Source organism: uncultured Eudoraea sp. (genome assembly GCF_947490415.1).
In the GTDB taxonomy this organism is placed as follows: Bacteria; Bacteroidota; Bacteroidia; order Flavobacteriales; family Flavobacteriaceae; genus Eudoraea.
Window position 1 is genome coordinate 276452 of the sequence record NZ_CANLGX010000003.1, and the last position, 18601, is coordinate 295052.

Annotated in this window: 15 protein-coding genes; 12 read left to right on the top strand and 3 right to left on the bottom strand. The window is 36.1% G+C overall.

Annotation, left to right across the window (positions count from 1 at the left end):
* Nucleotides 1-39 precede the first annotated feature (39 nt).
* From Q0874_RS09485 to Q0874_RS09515, 7 genes are all read left to right on the top strand, one after another.
* Complete coding sequence (locus tag Q0874_RS09485) at nt 40-1929, top strand: CocE/NonD family hydrolase (protein WP_299162315.1); 1890 nt, start codon at nt 40-42, stop codon at nt 1927-1929.
* A gap of 59 nt (nt 1930-1988) precedes the next feature.
* Nucleotides 1989-2651, top strand: a complete 663-nt coding sequence (locus tag Q0874_RS09490; RefSeq protein WP_299162317.1) for a class I SAM-dependent methyltransferase — start codon at nt 1989-1991, stop codon at nt 2649-2651.
* 55 nt (nt 2652-2706) lie between these two features.
* Nucleotides 2707-3210 (top strand): DUF4251 domain-containing protein, encoded by a 504-nt coding sequence (locus Q0874_RS09495; RefSeq protein WP_299162320.1) that lies wholly within the window; start codon nt 2707-2709, stop codon nt 3208-3210.
* Between the two features lie 71 nt (nt 3211-3281).
* The gene (locus tag Q0874_RS09500) at nt 3282-4004 is read left to right on the top strand and encodes a protein-L-isoaspartate(D-aspartate) O-methyltransferase (protein WP_299162323.1); all 723 of its coding nucleotides are present in this window, start codon (nt 3282-3284) and stop codon (nt 4002-4004) included.
* A gap of 914 nt (nt 4005-4918) precedes the next feature.
* A complete protein-coding gene (locus Q0874_RS09505) occupies nt 4919-7021 on the top strand; it encodes a translation factor GTPase family protein (protein WP_299162326.1) in 2103 nt (700 codons plus the stop codon).
* 222 nt (nt 7022-7243) lie between these two features.
* Nucleotides 7244-8695 carry a membrane dipeptidase gene (locus Q0874_RS09510; RefSeq protein WP_299162329.1) on the top strand — a complete coding sequence of 484 codons (1452 nt, stop codon included), beginning with the start codon at nt 7244-7246 and terminating at the stop codon, nt 8693-8695.
* Nucleotides 8696-8966: 271 nt separating this feature from the next.
* Nucleotides 8967-9188, top strand: a complete 222-nt coding sequence (locus Q0874_RS09515; RefSeq protein WP_299162332.1) for a hypothetical protein — start codon at nt 8967-8969, stop codon at nt 9186-9188.
* A 57-nt stretch (nt 9189-9245) separates the two neighbouring features.
* Here Q0874_RS09515 and Q0874_RS09520 read toward each other — a convergent pair whose 3' ends face one another.
* Together Q0874_RS09520 and Q0874_RS09525 are read right to left on the bottom strand one after the other, a co-directional pair.
* Nucleotides 9246-9854 carry a hypothetical protein gene (locus Q0874_RS09520; RefSeq protein ID WP_299162334.1) on the bottom strand — a complete coding sequence of 203 codons (609 nt, stop codon included), beginning with the start codon at nt 9852-9854 and terminating at the stop codon, nt 9246-9248.
* Nucleotides 9855-9982: 128 nt separating this feature from the next.
* The gene (locus tag Q0874_RS09525; protein WP_299162336.1) at nt 9983-11233 is read right to left on the bottom strand and encodes a mechanosensitive ion channel domain-containing protein; all 1251 of its coding nucleotides are present in this window, start codon (nt 11231-11233) and stop codon (nt 9983-9985) included.
* Between the two features lie 252 nt (nt 11234-11485).
* Between Q0874_RS09525 and Q0874_RS09530 the strand changes: the two genes are divergently transcribed.
* The 4 genes from Q0874_RS09530 (at nt 11486) to Q0874_RS09545 (ending at nt 13954) form a co-directional block, all read left to right on the top strand.
* Entirely contained in the window at nt 11486-12235 is a 750-nt protein-coding gene (locus Q0874_RS09530; RefSeq protein WP_299162339.1) for an SDR family NAD(P)-dependent oxidoreductase, read from the top strand.
* A 188-nt stretch (nt 12236-12423) separates the two neighbouring features.
* Complete coding sequence (locus tag Q0874_RS09535) at nt 12424-12873, top strand: BLUF domain-containing protein (protein ID WP_299162341.1); 450 nt, start codon at nt 12424-12426, stop codon at nt 12871-12873.
* A gap of 258 nt (nt 12874-13131) precedes the next feature.
* Nucleotides 13132-13569: a hypothetical protein gene (locus Q0874_RS09540; RefSeq protein WP_299162344.1), complete on the top strand. Its 438-nt coding sequence runs from the start codon at nt 13132-13134 to the stop codon at nt 13567-13569.
* Between the two features lie 10 nt (nt 13570-13579).
* Nucleotides 13580-13954 (top strand): GerW family sporulation protein, encoded by a 375-nt coding sequence (locus Q0874_RS09545; RefSeq protein WP_299162347.1) that lies wholly within the window; start codon nt 13580-13582, stop codon nt 13952-13954.
* Between the two features lie 97 nt (nt 13955-14051).
* Here the strand turns inward: Q0874_RS09545 and Q0874_RS09550 are convergent, their stop codons facing one another.
* Nucleotides 14052-15545 (bottom strand): aminotransferase class V-fold PLP-dependent enzyme, encoded by a 1494-nt coding sequence (locus Q0874_RS09550; RefSeq protein ID WP_299162350.1) that lies wholly within the window; start codon nt 15543-15545, stop codon nt 14052-14054.
* Nucleotides 15546-15798: 253 nt separating this feature from the next.
* Here Q0874_RS09550 and Q0874_RS09555 point away from each other — a divergent pair, with 253 nt between their 5' ends.
* Entirely contained in the window at nt 15799-18591 is a 2793-nt protein-coding gene (locus tag Q0874_RS09555; protein ID WP_299162352.1) for a prolyl oligopeptidase family serine peptidase, read from the top strand.
* Nucleotides 18592-18601 lie beyond the last annotated feature (10 nt).

The following is an 18601-nucleotide window of genomic DNA, read 5'->3' on the forward strand; positions in this document are numbered from 1 at the left end:
TATTTTTGATCTTCAATTGTTGTTTTAAAATCCAAGCTTATGAGAACATTTTTAATCATTTTTCAATTATTTGTAATTACTTTTTCTTTTGGTGTCTTCAATACCTGTGCGCAGGATGATATTTTTGAAAAACTCCAGGAAATTGCAATAATAGATCAGAAAGTAATGATGCCCATGCGAGATGGAATTCGATTGGCTACTGATATTTACAGACCCAAAACTGATAAAAAAGTACCTGTCATATTCTCCAGAACACCATATAATTTTAATTCCTGGGGTGATGGCGAGCAAAAAACCAGAACAGCGGAAAGAGCATACGAAGTTGTGCAACAGGGTTATGCTTATGTTGTGCAAAATGAGCGTGGAAGATATTATTCAGAAGGTGAATGGGATATATTAGGGATTCCGCTTACTGATGGTTATGATGCCTTTAGCTGGATGAAGGATCAGCCTTGGTCTAATGGTAAGATTGGAACGCTTGGATGCTCATCTACTGCAGAATGGCAGATGGCTGTTGCCGCCTTAGATCATCCTTCCCATGCGGCCATGGTACCTCAAAGCTTTGGTGCAGGCGTGGGTAGAGTCGGCGACTATTATGAACAGGGTAATTGGTACAGAGGTGGTGCGGAGCAATTGCTATTTTTTGCATGGTTGTATGGTGTGGAACATGATAAGTACAAACCCAGAATTCCTCAAGGAGCCAGTCAGGAAGACCTTATCCGTATTTCCAGATTCTATGATTTGGCACCGGAAAATCCTCCGGTAAATATGTCCGAAGCTTTAGCCCATTTACCTATTCAAGATATTTTACAGAATATTAAAGGGAAACGAGAGGTTTTTGACAAAATGGTGAGGCGTAATCCTAATCATAAGGATTGGTATAAAGGTGGGCTCTACCACGACGATATGGAAATAGGGGTGCCAAGCTTTTGGTTTGCCTCATGGTACGATGTATCTATAAGTCCTAACCTGGCATTATATAATCATGTCAGAAACAATAGTAAGGACCAATTTGTTAAAGATAACCAGTATTTGGTAATCGCGCCTACATTACACTGCAGGTATACCAGAGCTACTGAGAACACAATAGTAGGTGAACGAAATGTGGGGGATGCCAGGCTCAACTATAGCGAGCAAATATATTCCTGGTTTGATCTTTGGTTAAAAGGAGAAAACAACAATTTTAAAGACAACACGCCAAGAGTTCAGTATTACACCATGGGAAGTAATGTTTGGCAGTCTGCTGAATCCTGGCCTCCGGAAAATTCTGAATTGAAAACCTTTTATTTGACAAGTGGTGGAAAAGCTAATAGCCTATATGGGGATGGAAGGCTTAGTATGAAAGAGCCTAATAGTGAAAATGCACCTGATAGTTTTAAATATGATCCTATGAATCCTGTGACCTCTTACGGGGGGAATGTTTGTTGTACTGGGAATGCGGTAAAAGGAGGTGCGTACGATCAACAGGCCATGGAGACAAGACAGGATATTCTTGTTTACACCACAGAACCATTGGAAGAAGGTATAGAAGTTACTGGTTTCATAGAAAGTTCACTATACATTTCATCTGACGCTAAAGACACCGATTTTACAATAAAGCTAGTTGATGTATACCCAGATGGACGGGCATATAACCTTGATGAAACCATACAACGTGTTCGTTACAGAGAAGGTTATGATAAGGAAGTATTTATGGAGAAAGGTAAGGTGTATAAAATTAACTTAACACCAATGGCGACAAGTAACTTCTTTGAAAAAGGACATAGAATTCGAATCGAAGTCTCGAGCAGTAATTTTCCAAGATTCGCAAGAAATTTAAATACTGGGGGGAAAAACTACGATGAAAATCAAGGCGTAGTTGCACGCAATAGTGTTCATCATTCAAAACAATATCCTTCCCAAATCAGATTGCCCATAGTAAATCGGTAATGGATAAAGATTTTAAGATAGTTTTAAGTGCTTTTTATCTTTGAAAATAGTATCTTTTAATGATGTATTCCAGAGCAATTAACATAGGCTTTCTTTTAATTTTATTGATCATCCCTGATATACATAGCCAATATTCCGAGAGTGATTGGAAGGCTCGTGATAAATGGATGAAAGTTGCGGAAATATTCCAAATAGCCAGCATACAGGTTGGTAACGAAGTTGCGGATATTGGCTGTCATGAGGGCTATATAAGCATTCGACTTGCAGATTTTATTGGTGAGACCGGAAAAGTATATTCCGTAGATGTTCGGGAGGATCGTTTAAACAAACTAAATGATATTGCCTCTAAAAGAGGTATCAGGAATATCCAAACTATTTTAGGAGACTATGACGATCCTAAATTAGAGGAGAATAGCATAGATGTTGTTTTAATTATAGATGCCTACCATGAAATGAATGACTACAAGCAAATCCTTTTTCATGTAAAAAAAGCATTAAAACCAGATGGACGTATCTTAATTCTGGAAAAACTAAAACGACAAAAGATTGGAAAATCCAGACAAGAGCAAACCTTGGGGCATACAATCGCACCAAAATATGTTGAAAATGAATTGAAAGAGGCCGGTTTTGAGGTGATCGCAATAGAAAAAGACCTTGGTTATTGGGAAGAAGACCCGGATAAAATGATATGGGTAATGGTCGGGGTTCTTCCTGAATCATGAATGCTTTTACTACATTGTATAAAGGAAAAATATATCGTCTTGCTAAACAATTACTATGAAAAACATACTTATTAACTCAATAATTTTGATGCTGTTCTCAGTTAATTTGATAGCACAAACTAAAGAAGAAAAGAAACAAAAAAAAGAAGACCAAAAAAATGTTGCGTTTGCAGATACCAAAAGCCTTATAGATTCCGGCACCTATATATTCAATGCAAGCTTTGTTAATGGTGGAATGTCGCTTGCAACAAATACAAATCGTTTTATAGTTAAAGAAGGAGAGGTTGATATAGATTTACCATTTTTTGGATCAGCGAGAGGAGATGGTGGATACAATAGTAATCCGCGCATAACTTATAAAGGGGTTCCGGATAAATATGATGTAGAACATATTGATAAAAAAAGAAGATCAATCATTAAAATAGGTATACGCAGCAGCAATGAGCGCCACGATATTACACTTACTGTGGGCTCCAGTGGGCAGACCACTGTAAAAGTAATAAGTAGCTCCAGGTCTTCTATAAATTATAGTGGGTATTTAAAACCATTAAAGGAGTAAATTATTACATAAAATACCTTTTAATAATTCTGCTAATTACTGTAGATGCCATCTTATCATAATGGAACGCAATGACAATAATACTTAAAAATGCAACGCTATTTAAATCAATTGCTCTTGGTATAATTTATCTGTTTGTCATATTAGGCCACGGCCAAATAGATCATAAACAATTGAGGGAAAACATGATAAAGGAGCAGTTGTTGGCAAGAGATATAAGTGATCCGGCTACTATAAAAGCAATTCGGAATGTTCCCAGACATGAATTTGTACCACCGGAGATGAAGCCATATGCTTATTCGGATAATCCGTTACCCATAGGAATGGACCAAACCATTTCACAGCCCTATATAGTTGCTTATATGACTCAGGTCTTAAAACTAAAAGATCACGACCGGGTTTTGGAAGTAGGCACCGGATCCGGATACCAGGCAGCTATATTAGGACAAATCGTAGATACTGTATACACCATAGAAATTGTTGAAGCATTAGCTTTTACAGCAAAAAATAGACTTTCAGCATTAGGGTATGGCAATATTGAAGTAAAAACCGGCGATGGATACCTTGGTTGGCCGGAGAAAGGACCTTTTGACGCAATAATAGTTACGGCCGGTGCGGAGGAAGTACCTGAACCATTAATAAAACAGTTAAAAGAAGGAGGGAGGATGATTATTCCTGTTGGACCTCACAATGGAATAAGGCAATTGCTTCTAATCACAAAAAAATCTGGTAAGATTAAAACCAAGGAAGTTATGGCTGTAAGATTTGTTCCACTGACAAGAAAGAATAAATAAGCTAAAATAGGTCATAAAAAAAGGAGGTTAATTTCTATTACCTCCTTGCTTAAATCTCTGCTGGCTTCATCGGGCCAGTTACTCGCTTGCTCTTACCGTACATAATTTCTGCTTTCTGTCCAACGTACTCTTTTACTGTCCTTAAAATTAGAGAAGTATGAAAACCTCCTTGAATCTGTTGGTGAATGGTGCAATAAATTTCTCATTTCTTTGATATTTAATATTTTGATTACTTACTATTTTTCTATCTATAATTCTTATATAGTATAGTGTCGTACTTCTGACCAGCGCACTCTTTTACTGTTTTTAAAATTTGAAAAGAACGTATGTCTTCTGGATTCTGTTGGTGTTTGTTTGATAAAATGCCTCATGATTTGTTCGTTTTTGATATTAATATTAATTGATATAGTTTCTAGCTTCTGACCAGCGTACTCTTTTGCTGTTTTTAAAATTGGAAAAGAATGAATACCTTCTTGATCCTGTTGGTGTTTGATTGTTAAAATTTCTCATCGTTTAAGTTTTTAAATTGATATTGTTTGTTTTTACTTTTTATAAACTGTAAATCTTAAAGACCTACAACTAATAGACGACAATTAAATTCATTTGTTACAGTACTATGTATAAAATAGTACCGTTTTATACATTTTTTAACAGATTATGTTTTTACCATTGTCGTTAAAATATCGCTATATGCCTCATATACTGCTTTTTATGTAAAAATGATACTATTTATGTTATTTATCAATAAATTGTCATATTGGAGAGATTATTGGAAAAAAGACAAAAATCTTAAGGATAAAAAGCAATTAAAACTTATATTGTAGAAACCATTCGTACCAAAACCTAACAAAAGTCATATGCTATATTTTATATCCATATTAGATTTATGATTTTATTCCCAAAAACAAGGACATATGAAAATATATGATGACAAACACATTAAGAATGTAGTATTCGTAGGGGCTCATAATAGTGGCAAAACAACTCTTTCGGAAACCATGCTCTTCGAGGCCGGTCTTATTAATAGGAGAGGAACTGTAGAAACACAGAATACCGTCTCAGATTATCATGAAATTGAACATGAAAGAGGAACATCGGTTTATGCCACACCTTTGCATACCGAATGGCGTAATTACAAAATAAACATAATAGACACTCCCGGGCTCGATGATTTTGTGGGTGAAATTATTTCGTCAATTCGGGTAGCGGATACAATTGTTACAGTTTTAAATGCACAGCATGGAGTAGAAATTGGAACTGAAATCATTTGGAATTATGTCAGCAACTATTCGAAACCTACTCTTTTTGTGGTAAATCAAATAGACCATATTAATAGTAATTTCGAGAACTCTTTTAAGGGTATAAAGGCACTCGTTGGTAACAACGCGGTAATTATCCAATATCCCCTAATCATTGATGGCGCTCAGTGTATCATTGATGTTCTTAAGATGAAATGTTATAAATTTTCACCTGAAGGAGGTAAACCTGAAAAATTACCAATTCCTGAAGATCAAAAGGAAAGAGCAGATCAATTACACAATGAACTTGTTGAAAAAGCTGCGGAGAATGATGAAGAATTATTGGAGTTGTTTTTTGAGAAAGGAACTCTAAATGAGGATGAAATGCGGGTAGGTATTAAAGCAGGAATGCTTAATCATGAGCTGTTTCCGGTTTTCTGTGTTTCTGCATTAAATGATATGGGTACCGGAAGGCTTATGGGCTTTATAGATAATGTAGCACCAGCTGCTGCAGATTTAAACCCGGAACAAACTGTTGAAGGAGATGTGTTGGTTCGAAAAAAAGAAGCACCAACAGTTTTGTTTGTTTTTAAAACTGTTTATCAACCCAGTTTGGGTCAGATCTCATTTTTTAAAGTGAAATCAGGTGTTGTTAAGGCAAATGATAAATTGGTTAATTCCAGAACTGGTGATACTGAAATACTGAACCATCTCTATATAATGGATGGTAAAAAACGTGAATCAGTATCAAAATTGGAAGTAGGTGATATTGGAGCCACATTAAAACTTAAAAGTACAGAAACCAATGACACGCTTCATGTGGCTGGGAAGTCAATTACTATTAAACCTATACAATACCCGGAACCCAGAACACGTAAGGCGGTATCAGCGGTCAACAAGAATGAGGAGGAGAAACTTAGCGATGCTTTAAAGAAGATTCACAGTCAGGATCCAACCGTAGTAATTGAATTTTCCAAGGAACTAAAACAACTGATTTTGGGTTGTCAGGGAGAATTACATTTAGCAACGATTAAATGGATATTAACCAATGTTTATGGGGTTGAAGCAAACTTCGAACCCCCAAAAATTGCCTATAGAGAAACCATACAAAGATCATCAAATGCTAATTACAGGCATAAAAAACAATCAGGAGGTGCAGGTCAGTTTGCTCAGGTGAATTTAAAAATAGAACCATGGTACGAGGGTATGCCAGATCCGGAAGGTTTTAACATAAGAGGAAAGGAAGAAGTTGACCTTGACTGGGGAGGTAAATTGGTATTCTATAACTGTATTGTGGGAGGAGTAATAGATATCCGCTATTTACCATCCATTAAAAAAGGCATTTTGGAGGTTATGGAATCGGGACCACTTACAGGCTCATATATCCGGGATGTTCGCGTAATGGTATACGATGGTAAAATGCATTCCGTAGACTCCAACGATATTGCCTTTAAGATTGCCGGAGCCCATGCCTTTAGGGAAGCTTTTCTAAATGCCAAGCCAAAGCTCTTGGAACCAATTCAGGAATTAACTGTTAAGGTTCCTGAAGAAATGGTAGGAAGTGTTATGACCGACTTACAATCAAGAAGGTCAATCATACAAGGAATAGACAGTATTGATCACTATCAGATTCTAAAGTGTGCCGTGCCACAATCCGAACTTTACGGGTATTCAACCAACTTGCGGTCACTAACGCAAGGAAAGGCCACGTTCAATTCAGCCTTTTCCGCTTTTAAAGCTGTTCCTAATAATATTCAGGCAAACCTGGTTAAAAATTAAACAGCACAAGTTTTAAATAAACCATATCGCAATATTTCAGGCGGTATGGTTTTTTTAAGTCCCAATTCTAATTTCAGGTTCATAAATGCTTAAATAAAAGGGCTCAAAGTATCAACCGATCATACTCGATATCTGGTAATTGATACATTATTCTTTTGCAACAGAATAAAATATAGTATTTTATTGTAGGTAAATTTTATTGCACCATAATTATAGGCAGAAATGCATTTTAATGATGAGTATATTGATTTTCATTGTCATCCTTCCTTAAAACCATTTGGGAAAAGCTTCAATTATACTCCTACTGGAATTCATATTAGCCATAGGAATAGCAAACGAAGTATCTGGCATTATAACCCTCCATCAATTTTCGATAAATTATTAAACTACGCCACCGGGCTTACCAAGTTTTCCCAGGCAAACTTTACAAGCCTTGTCAAGGGCGGGGTAGGTATTGTATGTGTCTCGCTTTACCCATTAGAAAAATGGTTTGTGAGAAACAAAATGAACAATGAATTATTGCTGGATCTTACAGCCAATTTTGCCTTGGGAGTAGGGGATAAGCGCATAGATTATTTACAGGAAATAACCGATTATTTTAAGGATGTTGAAGCTCAATATGACTTTTACAAGCAATTGGATGCTAAGATAGTACAACTTCCCGAAGGCAAGTTTCGTTACAAATTAGTTTCAAATTACAAGGAAATTGAGGCTATTAAGAATCAAAATGCTTCCGGTGGAAAAGTGCATACCATTTGTGTAATATTAAGTATAGAAGGCTTGCATGTGCTCAACACTGGCTTAAAGCAGCCATTTAGCAGTGAAGAAATATTAGAAAATCTGGAAAAGATTAAAAATTGGGAATTTCGCCCTTTTTTCGTGACCATCGCGCATCACTTCTGGAATCAATTATGCGGACATTCTGAAAGTTTATCGGGGATCATATTGAAATTTGCAGACCAGTCCGAAGGACTCAACAGTGGATTTACCTCCATGGGAAGGAAAGTATTGGAACGTCTTGTTGACGATACTAATGGCAAACGAATTATACCGGATATTAAACATATGAGTATTCAGGCTAGAAAAGAATACTACCAGCTGTTGGATTCTGGAAACCCAAAATTTGCAAATATCCCGGTAATCGGCAGTCACGCGGCCTGTAACGGTCTGAAATCCTTTGACGATCCTGTTATAGCCCATCCCAAAACTGCGAACAAACTAAATCCGGTTTCCATAAATTTTTTCGACGAAGAGATCATACGCATTGCAAAAAGTAAAGGCATAATCGGGCTGCAACTGGATGAGCGCAGAATTGTTAATAAAAAAACTCTGAAGAAGACCAAGAATTCCTTGAAGCGAAATAAAATAATGCATTACCGCTCAGAATTATTGTGGAATCAGATACAACATATTGCGGAAGTATTAGATACTGAAGGCCTCTTTGCCTGGGATTGTATGGTAATTGGTTCCGATTTTGACGGTATAATAGATTCACTAAACGGGTTCTGGACTGCTGAAGAATTGCCTTATCTGGCAGATTTCCTGGAGCGCCACGCATATAATTATATGGGGGCTCATAATCTGGAAAACATTAAGAATGTACTGGATGCGGATGAAATTATAGCAAGGCTAATGTCTAAAAATGGGCGAAACTTCTTAAAAAACTATTTTTGACAGCTTCCCTGAGATTTTTTTAAAAAATCCACTGAATGTATTAAAAACTTAAAAAAATATGTTTAAACATATGTTAAACATATTAGACAATATAATAGAATTTATAAATTTATTTCTGAAAAATAGCTTCGCAGTAATAATATTATAATAACTTGCTATTATTGTAGTCCTGTTTTGCTTTAAAGATTAATTAAAATACAAAAGGCATAGAGGCTAATTATAGTGTAAGGAATTGCATTTTTTCCTTCTAATAAACAAGAATTTAATTACTATGGATATAATTGACAAAGCGCGTTTGTTTGAAGAACGTAAGTGGAATAAGCTTACGACAAATGACCGCATTGTTGCTTCAAGAGAAGTAAAAGCACTCATATTGGAAATAAATGAGCTCTACAAGCAGACGCAAGACTCATCTTTAATGGAACTAATGAAGCGTTTAACAGTTCTTAAGAAAAAGCTGGAAAAACGACTTAAAGGCAGACCAGAGATTTAGTGTTTTTCATTTTTTAGATCTAACAATCTTTTTTTGATCCTAAAGTCAGATGAAATTTTAATCCTTGTTAATTTCTTCTATTAACAGCTCATAGGTAATCAAATTAGTATATAGTTTGCCGGCGAGATTTACGATAGGAGTATTCATTGAATCTATTGATGATTCTCTCCCAAATGCTTTTTGTAGTTGCTCCTGCAATTCTGGTTTTTCATCGAGTTTAATAAGGTTGAAAATGTACTTACTTTCACTCAATGGAATTACCAGACTATCACATTGTTCACATATATCAGGGATATAAACGGTTATTTGTTTAGGTGGCTTAATCTTGATTTGTTCAGATTCCTTAAGTAATGATCTGGTTGAAAGACTATCGTTGACTTTTAAGTCATAACTGAAGGAAGGTTGCTTACCTCTTATCAGGACTATAGTCTTCATATGTACTTTTGAAGTAGCAGGAACCCTTATAAACCTTGGCCTAGCACTGCTTTGCCTAAAATTAGTTCCGGATAAGGTAAACATCACATCAAGGTCCTGTTCATTTTCATTAATGGCATAAAATGCGATCCGGTTAGGAATATCTTCGCTAATTATTTTTATTGTCTTGTCCTGAGTATACCCATATACCATTGTAAACAGCAAGCCCAGGAAGAGTACTTTTTTATACACAGCATTTTTTTTGGATAAACAAGATAGACAAATATTCCCGTTCACTTGATATTGCATCTATAGATTTGGTTTTTTAGCACTGAGTTGTCCTAACCAATTCTTTAAAGCCTACAGCATTTTTATTAGCCCTAGGCATCATCCTTTTGGAGTGAAGTGGGTAATTCATATACTTCGAGATCAAAATAGGAAACTGCAGCCAACAAATGATCAAAAATATCCGACATTATATATTCATAGTTTTGCCATCGTTTGTCACTGCTAAAGACATAGATCTCTATAGGAATGCCTTGTGGAGTTGGTGCGAGTTGTCTGGTCATCATTGTCATTTTCGTATTCAAAGCGCTGTGATTATTCAGGTAAGAATCAATATATTTTCTAAAAACACCAATATTGGTGAGATTTTGGCCATTCAGAAGAAGCGTTTTATCAATATTATTTTCCTGATTATAATTTGTAATTTTTTCATTTCTCAAATTCAAATAATTACTTATAAGTTGAATTTTTTTTAGTTTTTCAATTTCTTTATCTGTTAAAAATTTTATATTCTTCTGCTTAATAATTAATGCTCGTTTTATGCGTCGACCACCGGATTCCTGCATCCCTCTCCAATTTTTAAAAGAGTCTGTGATTAAGGCATAAGTGGGTATTGTTGTGATTGTCTTATCAAAATTCTGAATTTTGACCGTAGCCAGACTAATTTCTATTAGGTCGCCATCGGCCCCGTATTTATCAAAAGTGATCCAATCCCCAATCCTTACCATATCGTTCATGCTTACCTGAATACTTGCAACCAGGCCAAGTATAGTGTCTTTGAATAACAATAATAAAACTGCTGAGGCGGCTCCTAAAGCCGTTACAAACTTCCAAATTGTAGTATCGGTAATAATAGCAAAAATGGTCAGTATGGCAAGTATCCAACCAATTATCATAAAGACTTGTATATAACTATCAATAGGCTTGTCACTATAGCCAGGTCGTTTCTTGAGGTAATCCCGCAAGCTTCGTAAAATGCTTTCTACAATGTTCAATATCAGAATAATACCTATAATCGCACCAACTTTCAAAACCATACTACCTAAATATTCAAAGTCGGTAAAAACAACGGGGATAAGTTCCAAGGCTAAAAGGAGAGGGAAGATATGTGCTAAACGACTTGGCAGTTTATTAGTTATGGCAATGTCGTCTAAATTGGTTTTGGTTTTGCGAGCAAAAAAAATAGAGGTTTTTCGGATAACCCTTTTTATAATGAAGTCAAGAATACCTACTAAAAATAGCATCGCCAGAATTAACCCAACGAGATTTAAATATCTTGCAAATGATTCTGAGATTCCCAGTTCAATTAAATAGTCATAGAGGAGGTGAACGATATTCTTATTCATAATACTTGAGCATTTGTGCAAAATTACAGCCAAATTTTCATTTAATACTCTGAATCTTCATTCTTTGAATTACTTATTACAGAATGCCGAAACCATATATGTTGAAAAAAAGTATGCATAGCCTTGTTACCTTCTTGTACATAAAGAAGTAAACTTCGACAATGGCGAAAATAAGGATATTGAAGGCAGCAGGGAAAAATTGGAATTGTATTAGATTCTCAATACTTTCACTTTTAAATCTCACAATTTACTATGAATCTAAAAGGGCAAAATATTTTGGTCACCGGGGCATCCAAAGGCATAGGGAAGTCAATTGCTATTCATTTGCTTAAAGCGAATGCCCAAGTAGGAATCCATTATAATAAAAGCAGTGCTGAGGCAAATAAAATAAAAGTTAAATATCCTTTTTCGGAAACATTTCAAGCAGACCTCGGCCATATAGATCAGGTGCAACAGCTTTTTAAGAATACAATTAGTCAATTTGGAAATTTAGATACTATTATTCTGAATGCCGGCATATTTTTACCACATCCGATAGATGATCCCACAGAGAAATGGCTTGATATCTGGCGAAAAACAATGGCTATTAATCTTGAAGCGGTTGGATTATTAACCAAATTAGGTATAGAACACTTTAAAGATCATGGAGGGGGAAGATTCGTATACATTGGCAGCAGGGCTGCATTCCGCGGTGAAACGGAGGAATATCTGGCATATGCAGCCTCTAAAGGCGGACTCACATCCCTTGCGCGAACAGTGGCCCGATCTTTTGGCAAATACAATATCAAATCTTTTGTTATAGCCCCGGGATTCACCCGAACAGAAATGGCGGAAGATGCAATTGGTAAACACGGAGAAGAAAAGATACTTAAGGAACTGGCATTAAAAGAGCTAACCACTCCTGAAGATATAGCCCCTCTGGTAGTACTTATGTGCAGTGGACAGATGGATCACGCAACCGGGTCTACCATAGATGTTAATGCGGGTAGTTATATTAGATAACTTAAAAAATAGACTATGCTGCTTCGTCTCTTATTCCCTGTGATATAAATAGCTAAAAATAGTTCTGCGCTCTATAAGATTAATCGGAAAACGGCTGCAAACATGGAGATACGGCGATGATTCCCTAACTTAACAAAAAATATAAAGCTTTAAATAATTAACAGGATTTACAAACAGTACACCGCAATATGGTTTTTCAGATAACATACAGCTCGGTAGCTAAGCCGGGGCTTTCCATTTCAGAAATTGAAGAAATCATTACACAGGCAACACAATATAATACTGCTCATGACATAACAGGTTGTCTGATATATAATAACGGGCACTTCCTTCAGATTCTTGAGGGAGAAAAGCAGCTTGTAATGACCTTACTTAATAAGATTGAGCTGGATGATCGCCATGATCATTTTAGCATACTTTCAGAGGGTCAAACGAATTTACGGACGTTCAATGAATGGGCAATGGCCTTTTATCACGATCCCCTAAATGCCCACTTGAATAGCGAAGTCCAAGAAATTAAGAGCTCTCTTTTAGAGATTTCAACTAGTTCAGAAAAATCAAATTTCGTCATGAAAGTTTTTTGGTATAATGTTAAGAATCTTCTGTCCGAAAAGGGCTATTTTAAATCCAACTCATAAAATAATTATTTATCACTACTGGATCAGGCGATGTAGTTATTTTAAATTGACACTTATGCAGGTTTACATAAGTTTTCCCTATGATCATCCACAGAAAAAATTGATTGTCAAATTTTTTAAGAGATAGTGCTTTGGAATGATTCAAATCATTGCCAAAAAATACGCTTTGTATTTCCTTTGCATAAACATTAAACGATGCTCTGGGCCTTTTTCGGTATACTTTTATTTTTACTTATACTGTATCTATTATTTGTTCCTATGGATATTGTTATAAATAGTACTAAAAACCAATACTTTATGCGAATTTGGGGTTTGGCTAAAGTCGCCTTAGAAGGACATGAAAAAGAATTCTTGCGAATTAAGCTAAATACCCTATTTACCCGATTTTACTTCTATCCATTAAGAAAAAAGAAAAAGGAACAGAAGAAAAAAGTTGAGGCAAAATCCAGGAAGATGCGAAATTTTAAGTCAAACTTTAAAAGAGGACTGCAAGTAATAAAATCATTTAAAGTCAAGAAATTAATACTAGATATAGATACCGGTAATTGTATACAAAACGCAAAATTGTATCCTGCATTTGCTTTATTGAATCACCATGTAGGCACTTTTCAAGTAAATTTTGAAGGCAGAGTGAACATGGTTTTACACCTGCAAAGCAGGCCTATAAACATTATAAAATCATTTATTAACTTTTAAAAAATTTATCATGGAATTACATTTTGAAGAATTTTTAGGTAAAATCACAGATTTTATCAAAACTGAAGCAAAAACTGAAACTGTTGTTGGCGAACAATTTCAATTAGGAGAATTTAAATGTGTACCTGTTATTAAAGTAGGTATGGGATTTGGATCAGGAGGAGGAGAAGGTATGGAAGCAAAAGCAAAAAAAGGGCAGGGAATGGGTGCCGGAGCCGGGGTAGGAATTGAACCATTAGGTTTTTTGGTAACCAAAGGAGATGAAATCTCTTTCCTAGAAGCAGGAAAAGCTCATGGTTTGGCCGCCGCTTTTGAAAAAGTACCGGACTTAATTGACAAGTATGTGGAAACCATAAAAAAGAAAGAAGAAGAAGAATTGGTTTAACATAGCCTAAACAAGGATCAACCTGAACATCTGCTAAGTCTGACTTAGTGCTGAAACTGAGTAGGTTTCAATTAATAAATGAGAATCCTGCTCAGTTTTATTTAATATTAAACCATTCAGCTGTAATGGCCTTTTCTGCAGGTTCTTTATCCTTATATATAAATTCATTCTTTAGGCTATCATACTCATAATCCTTTCCCCATTCTTTATGATGCAAAGCAACTTGCTTTACAGCCTCACAAATTAAATCTATTTCCTTATCAGTCATTATCGGGTGTACAGACATGCGCACCCAACCTGGCCTTTCAATGAGGCAACCTTCCAGTATTTTTTGTTCTATGGCTTTTGAAGTAGACAGGTCAACATTTAATAAATAATGGCCGTATGTTCCTGCACAGGAACATCCGCCTCGGGTCTGCACTCCATATCGGTCATTGAGTAATTTAACAATCAAATTATAATGGGCATCATCTATAAAAAATGAGAATACCCCTAATCGGTCTTTGTGCCTTTGGGCTAGTATATGTATATTTTGAATATTTGATAATTTTTTAAATATTCGGTCAATAATCTGATGTTCCCTAGCCAATATATTTTCTGTTCCCATTTGTTCCTTTAGCCGTATGGCCAAAGCAGTTTTTATGGTCTGCAGAAAACCTGGAGTACCTCCGTCTTCTCTGGTTTCAATATCGTCTATATAGTCATGGTCTCCCCATGGGTTTGTATAGGCCACCGTTCCGCCACCGGGATTATCCGGAATCAGATTTTTATATAATTTTTTATTAAAAATGAGAACCCCTGAAGCTCCTGGGCCGCCTAAAAATTTATGCGGGGAAAAGAAGATAGCATCCAAATAGGCCTCTTTGTCTTTTGGGTGCATATCAATTGATACATAAGGCGCGGAGCATGCAAAGTCTACAAAACATAAGCCATTATAACTATGAATAAGTTTTGCTACCTCAAAATAATCTGTAATAATACCGGTCACATTTGAGCAGGCTGTAACAGATGCAATTTTAATTGGATGTTGCTCATATTTCACGAGTAGTTCCCGAAAACTATCAAAACAAATAAGACCTTCAGAATTGCAAGGGATTACCTCTACCTTCGCTATAGTTTCTAACCATGAAGTTTGATTTGAATGGTGCTCCATGTGAGAAATAAAAACTATCGGTTTAATGGCTTCGGGTACCTTTGTATGCGCTTTGAGATTTTCTGCTACCTTTAATCCTAAAATTCTTTGAAATTTATTTATGGCTCCTGTCATTCCTGTCCCGACAGTTATTAGGACATCTTCCTCTGAAGCGTTTACGTGTTCTTTAATAATAGTACGGGCTTCTTTGTAAGCCAGAGTCATAGCAGACCCGGTAACAGAAGTTTCCGTATGTGTATTAGCTACAAATGGCCCAATTTCATTAAGCAACTTTTCTTCAATTGGACGGTATAGTCTTCCACTGGCAATCCAATCCGCATAAATTATTTTTTTGATCCCAAAAGGCGATTCAAAAGTTTGATCTATGCCAACAACCTGTTTTCGAAAAGGTTGAAAATAAGATTCTAAGGTATCTGCTGCTATAAGAGTGGCTTTCATTTTAATTTGCAATTACAACACTTTGTGTTCCACTATTAAATTCTGAGAATTAAAGATATTAAAACATTACTACTTCAAAGGGTGCTGTTCAACTTTTTAATCTAATCCGACAATTTTCGGCTGTAAAACTATAATAGTCGCACTTTATAAAAACAATTATTAAGCATTGAAGTACAATTTCGGGAAAACTTGATCCATGAATTTTATAAAAGAATTTTCCTAGTATATTTAAGCTTCAAAATTAAACCAAATTATGAAGGTAATTCTTGCTGCGTTGCTGCTATTTTCCTGTTCTATAATTCTTGCTCAAAAGAAGATTTTAGATCATGCAGATTTTGAAATCTGGAATTCTATAAAAAACAAGTCTATTTCCCCGGATGGTAATTTTATCATGTATTCCCTTGAAAGGGGAGAAGCGGATCAGTATTTGAAAATAAAGGATAATAAGGCAAATATTGTCTTTGAATATGACCGGGGCTCAAAAGGTGGGTTTACCTATGATTCTAACTATGCTGTTTTTACCATTACTGCCTGGAGAGATAGCGTGCTGGCCATGAAAAGCCGTAAAATCAAAAAGAAAGATTTGCCAAAAGACAGTCTGGGGATATTAGATTTAAAGAATAATTCGCTAACAAAAATAGGCCATATAAAGTCGTATAAATTACCTGAAAAATGGACTGGCTATCTAGCTTATCAATTGGAGGAAATAAAGAAAGTAAAGGATACTACAGAAGATAAGGACAAAGATGTTAAGGATAAAGAGAAAAAGGTTGGAAAAAAGAATGGCTATCACCTGCTGGTTCAGGATATACAAACGGGGCAAAAGGATACCTTTAAGTTTGTTACAGATTATGTCTTTGCCAAAGAAGGTAAGCAATTAGCATTCGCCTCTTCAGGAGAAGACAAAAAAGATAATTCCGGGGTTTATATACTGGATTTGGAAAAAGCCAGCCTGAAACAAGTTCATACTGCTAAAAAAGGAAAGTATTATCAGTTAAATTTTAGTGAATCTGGAAATAATCTGGGTTTTATTGTTGATAAGGATACTACAAAAGTTCAGGTAAGACCAACTGAACTATATCTATGGACTAAAGGGCAGGACAAGGCTCAAAAAGTAGCCGACGCTTCTATGACTCCCAATGCATACCATCCATCTTCCAACGCAGAGCTGGTATTTTCAGAAGATGAGTCGAAATTGTTTTTTGGCTTGTTAAAACCACCTATTATCAAGGATACACTGCTTACAGAAGACGAAATTGTTAATGTTGAAGTATGGACATATAATGAGCCCAGGCTATATACTGTCCAAGAATTGCAGCTTAAAAGTGATACTATCCAGTCATTCGAATCCGTAGTACACCTAAAAGAAGATCTCAGGATTGTACAACTGGGTTCGGAAACATTTCCGGAAGTCGAACTGGGAGATGAAGGAAATGCAAAGTATGCTTTGATAAACAGATCGGAGCCCTATGACCTTGAACGGCAATGGACTGGCAGAAGGGCACGGGATTATGCCATTATAAATACCAATACAGGTGAGTTGAAAGAAGTACTTACCAAAGTTGCGGGAAAAGTAAATTTAAGCCCGGAAGGTAGATTTGTTTACGGATATAATTCTACAGCGGAAACCTGGTTTGTTTATAATATTGAACGAGACACTTTTTTGAATTTGACCAAGGATAAAGTCTTTTATGATGAATTACATGATTCACCCAGCCCCCCGGAACCTTATGGTGCAGCCGGTTGGACTGAAAATGACAACGCTTTACTTCTGTATGACCGATATGATGTTTGGAAATTTGACCCTAACACCGGTTTATCGGAGCGTTTAACAAATGGCAGGGAATCTAAAACCAGATTTCGTTATGTATCTCTGGACAAAGAAGTGAAGTTTATAGACACCAATAAAAAATGGTTATTCACTACTTTTAAGGAAACTGATAAGAGTGGAGGCTACGCAGAGTTTAATCCTGGGGATAATAGGTTAAAAACATTACTTAAAGGGCCGTTTCGCTTTACAAATCCAATAAAGGCGGAATTGGATGATGCACTTATCTACACCAGAGAATCATTCAAAGAGTTTCCAGATATTCGTTATTCTGATCTCAGCTTTAAAAATGTAAAGATAGTATCCGATGCAAATCCCCGGCAAAATGAATATAACTGGGGTACGATTGAATTGGTTAACTGGACCTCTCTGGATGGTGAAGCTTTGACAGGAATGTTGGTAAAGCCAGAAAATTTTGACCCTTCAAAAAAATATCCAATGATCGTTAATTTTTATGAAAAAAGTGCCGATAGGTTAAATTATCACAGAGCTCCAATCCCTGGGCGTTCTACAATTAATTATAGCTTTTATGCCAGTCGGGGCTATCTGATTTTTAACCCCGATGTACACTATCGCATTGGTTATCCCGGAGAAAGCGCATATAACTGTGTAATTCCCGGAATTACATCCTTAATAGAAAAAGGTTTTGTTGATAAGGATAATATTGGGGTACAGGGTCATAGCTGGGGAGGATATCAAATAGCTTATCTGGTGACCAAAACAGATATTTTTAAAGCAGCTGAGGCAGGAGCTCCAGTTCCGAATATGATAAGTGCTTATGGGGGAATCCGATGGTCGACCGGCTTAAGCAGACAGTTTCAATATGAACATACACAGAGTAGGATAGGAGGAACTCCTTGGGAATACCCCTTCCGGTATATGGAGAACTCACCCATCTTTAATATTGATAAGATTAATACCCCTCTTTTAATTATGCACAATGACGCGGATGGTGCTGTACCTTGGTATCAGGGCATAGAATTCTTTGTAAGTTTAAGGCGATTGGGTAAACCTTCCTGGTTTCTCAATTATAATGGAGAACCACACTGGCCCCTAAAATTGCAAAATCGTAAAGATTTTAATATTCGAATGGCTCAGTTTTTCGATCATTATTTAAAAGGCGCTCCAATACCAGTATGGATGGATCGTGGCGTTCCTGCCATGGAGAAAGGTGTAAATCAGGGATATGAGTTAATGGAAAGTTCTGATGGAAATTAGAAAAATTACT

Excerpts from the sequence above, each read along its gene's own strand:
- Q0874_RS09550 (WP_299162350.1), bottom strand. The coding sequence starts at position 15,545 with ATGAAAGCCACTCTTATAGCAGCAGATACCTTAGAATCTTATTTTCAA.
- Q0874_RS09500 (WP_299162323.1), top strand. The coding sequence starts at position 3,282 with ATGACAATAATACTTAAAAATGCAACGCTATTTAAATCAATTGCTCTT.
- Q0874_RS09485 (WP_299162315.1), top strand. The coding sequence starts at position 40 with ATGAGAACATTTTTAATCATTTTTCAATTATTTGTAATTACTTTTTCT.
- Q0874_RS09530 (WP_299162339.1), top strand. The coding sequence starts at position 11,486 with ATGAATCTAAAAGGGCAAAATATTTTGGTCACCGGGGCATCCAAAGGC.
- Q0874_RS09490 (WP_299162317.1), top strand. The coding sequence starts at position 1,989 with ATGATGTATTCCAGAGCAATTAACATAGGCTTTCTTTTAATTTTATTG.
- Q0874_RS09515 (WP_299162332.1), top strand. The coding sequence starts at position 8,967 with ATGGATATAATTGACAAAGCGCGTTTGTTTGAAGAACGTAAGTGGAAT.
- Q0874_RS09495 (WP_299162320.1), top strand. The coding sequence starts at position 2,707 with ATGAAAAACATACTTATTAACTCAATAATTTTGATGCTGTTCTCAGTT.
- Q0874_RS09505 (WP_299162326.1), top strand. The coding sequence starts at position 4,919 with ATGAAAATATATGATGACAAACACATTAAGAATGTAGTATTCGTAGGG.
- Q0874_RS09535 (WP_299162341.1), top strand. The coding sequence starts at position 12,424 with ATGGTTTTTCAGATAACATACAGCTCGGTAGCTAAGCCGGGGCTTTCC.
- Q0874_RS09510 (WP_299162329.1), top strand. The coding sequence starts at position 7,244 with ATGCATTTTAATGATGAGTATATTGATTTTCATTGTCATCCTTCCTTA.
- Q0874_RS09555 (WP_299162352.1), top strand. The coding sequence starts at position 15,799 with ATGAAGGTAATTCTTGCTGCGTTGCTGCTATTTTCCTGTTCTATAATT.
- Q0874_RS09545 (WP_299162347.1), top strand. The coding sequence starts at position 13,580 with ATGGAATTACATTTTGAAGAATTTTTAGGTAAAATCACAGATTTTATC.
- Q0874_RS09525 (WP_299162336.1), bottom strand. The coding sequence starts at position 11,233 with ATGAATAAGAATATCGTTCACCTCCTCTATGACTATTTAATTGAACTG.
- Q0874_RS09540 (WP_299162344.1), top strand. The coding sequence starts at position 13,132 with ATGGATATTGTTATAAATAGTACTAAAAACCAATACTTTATGCGAATT.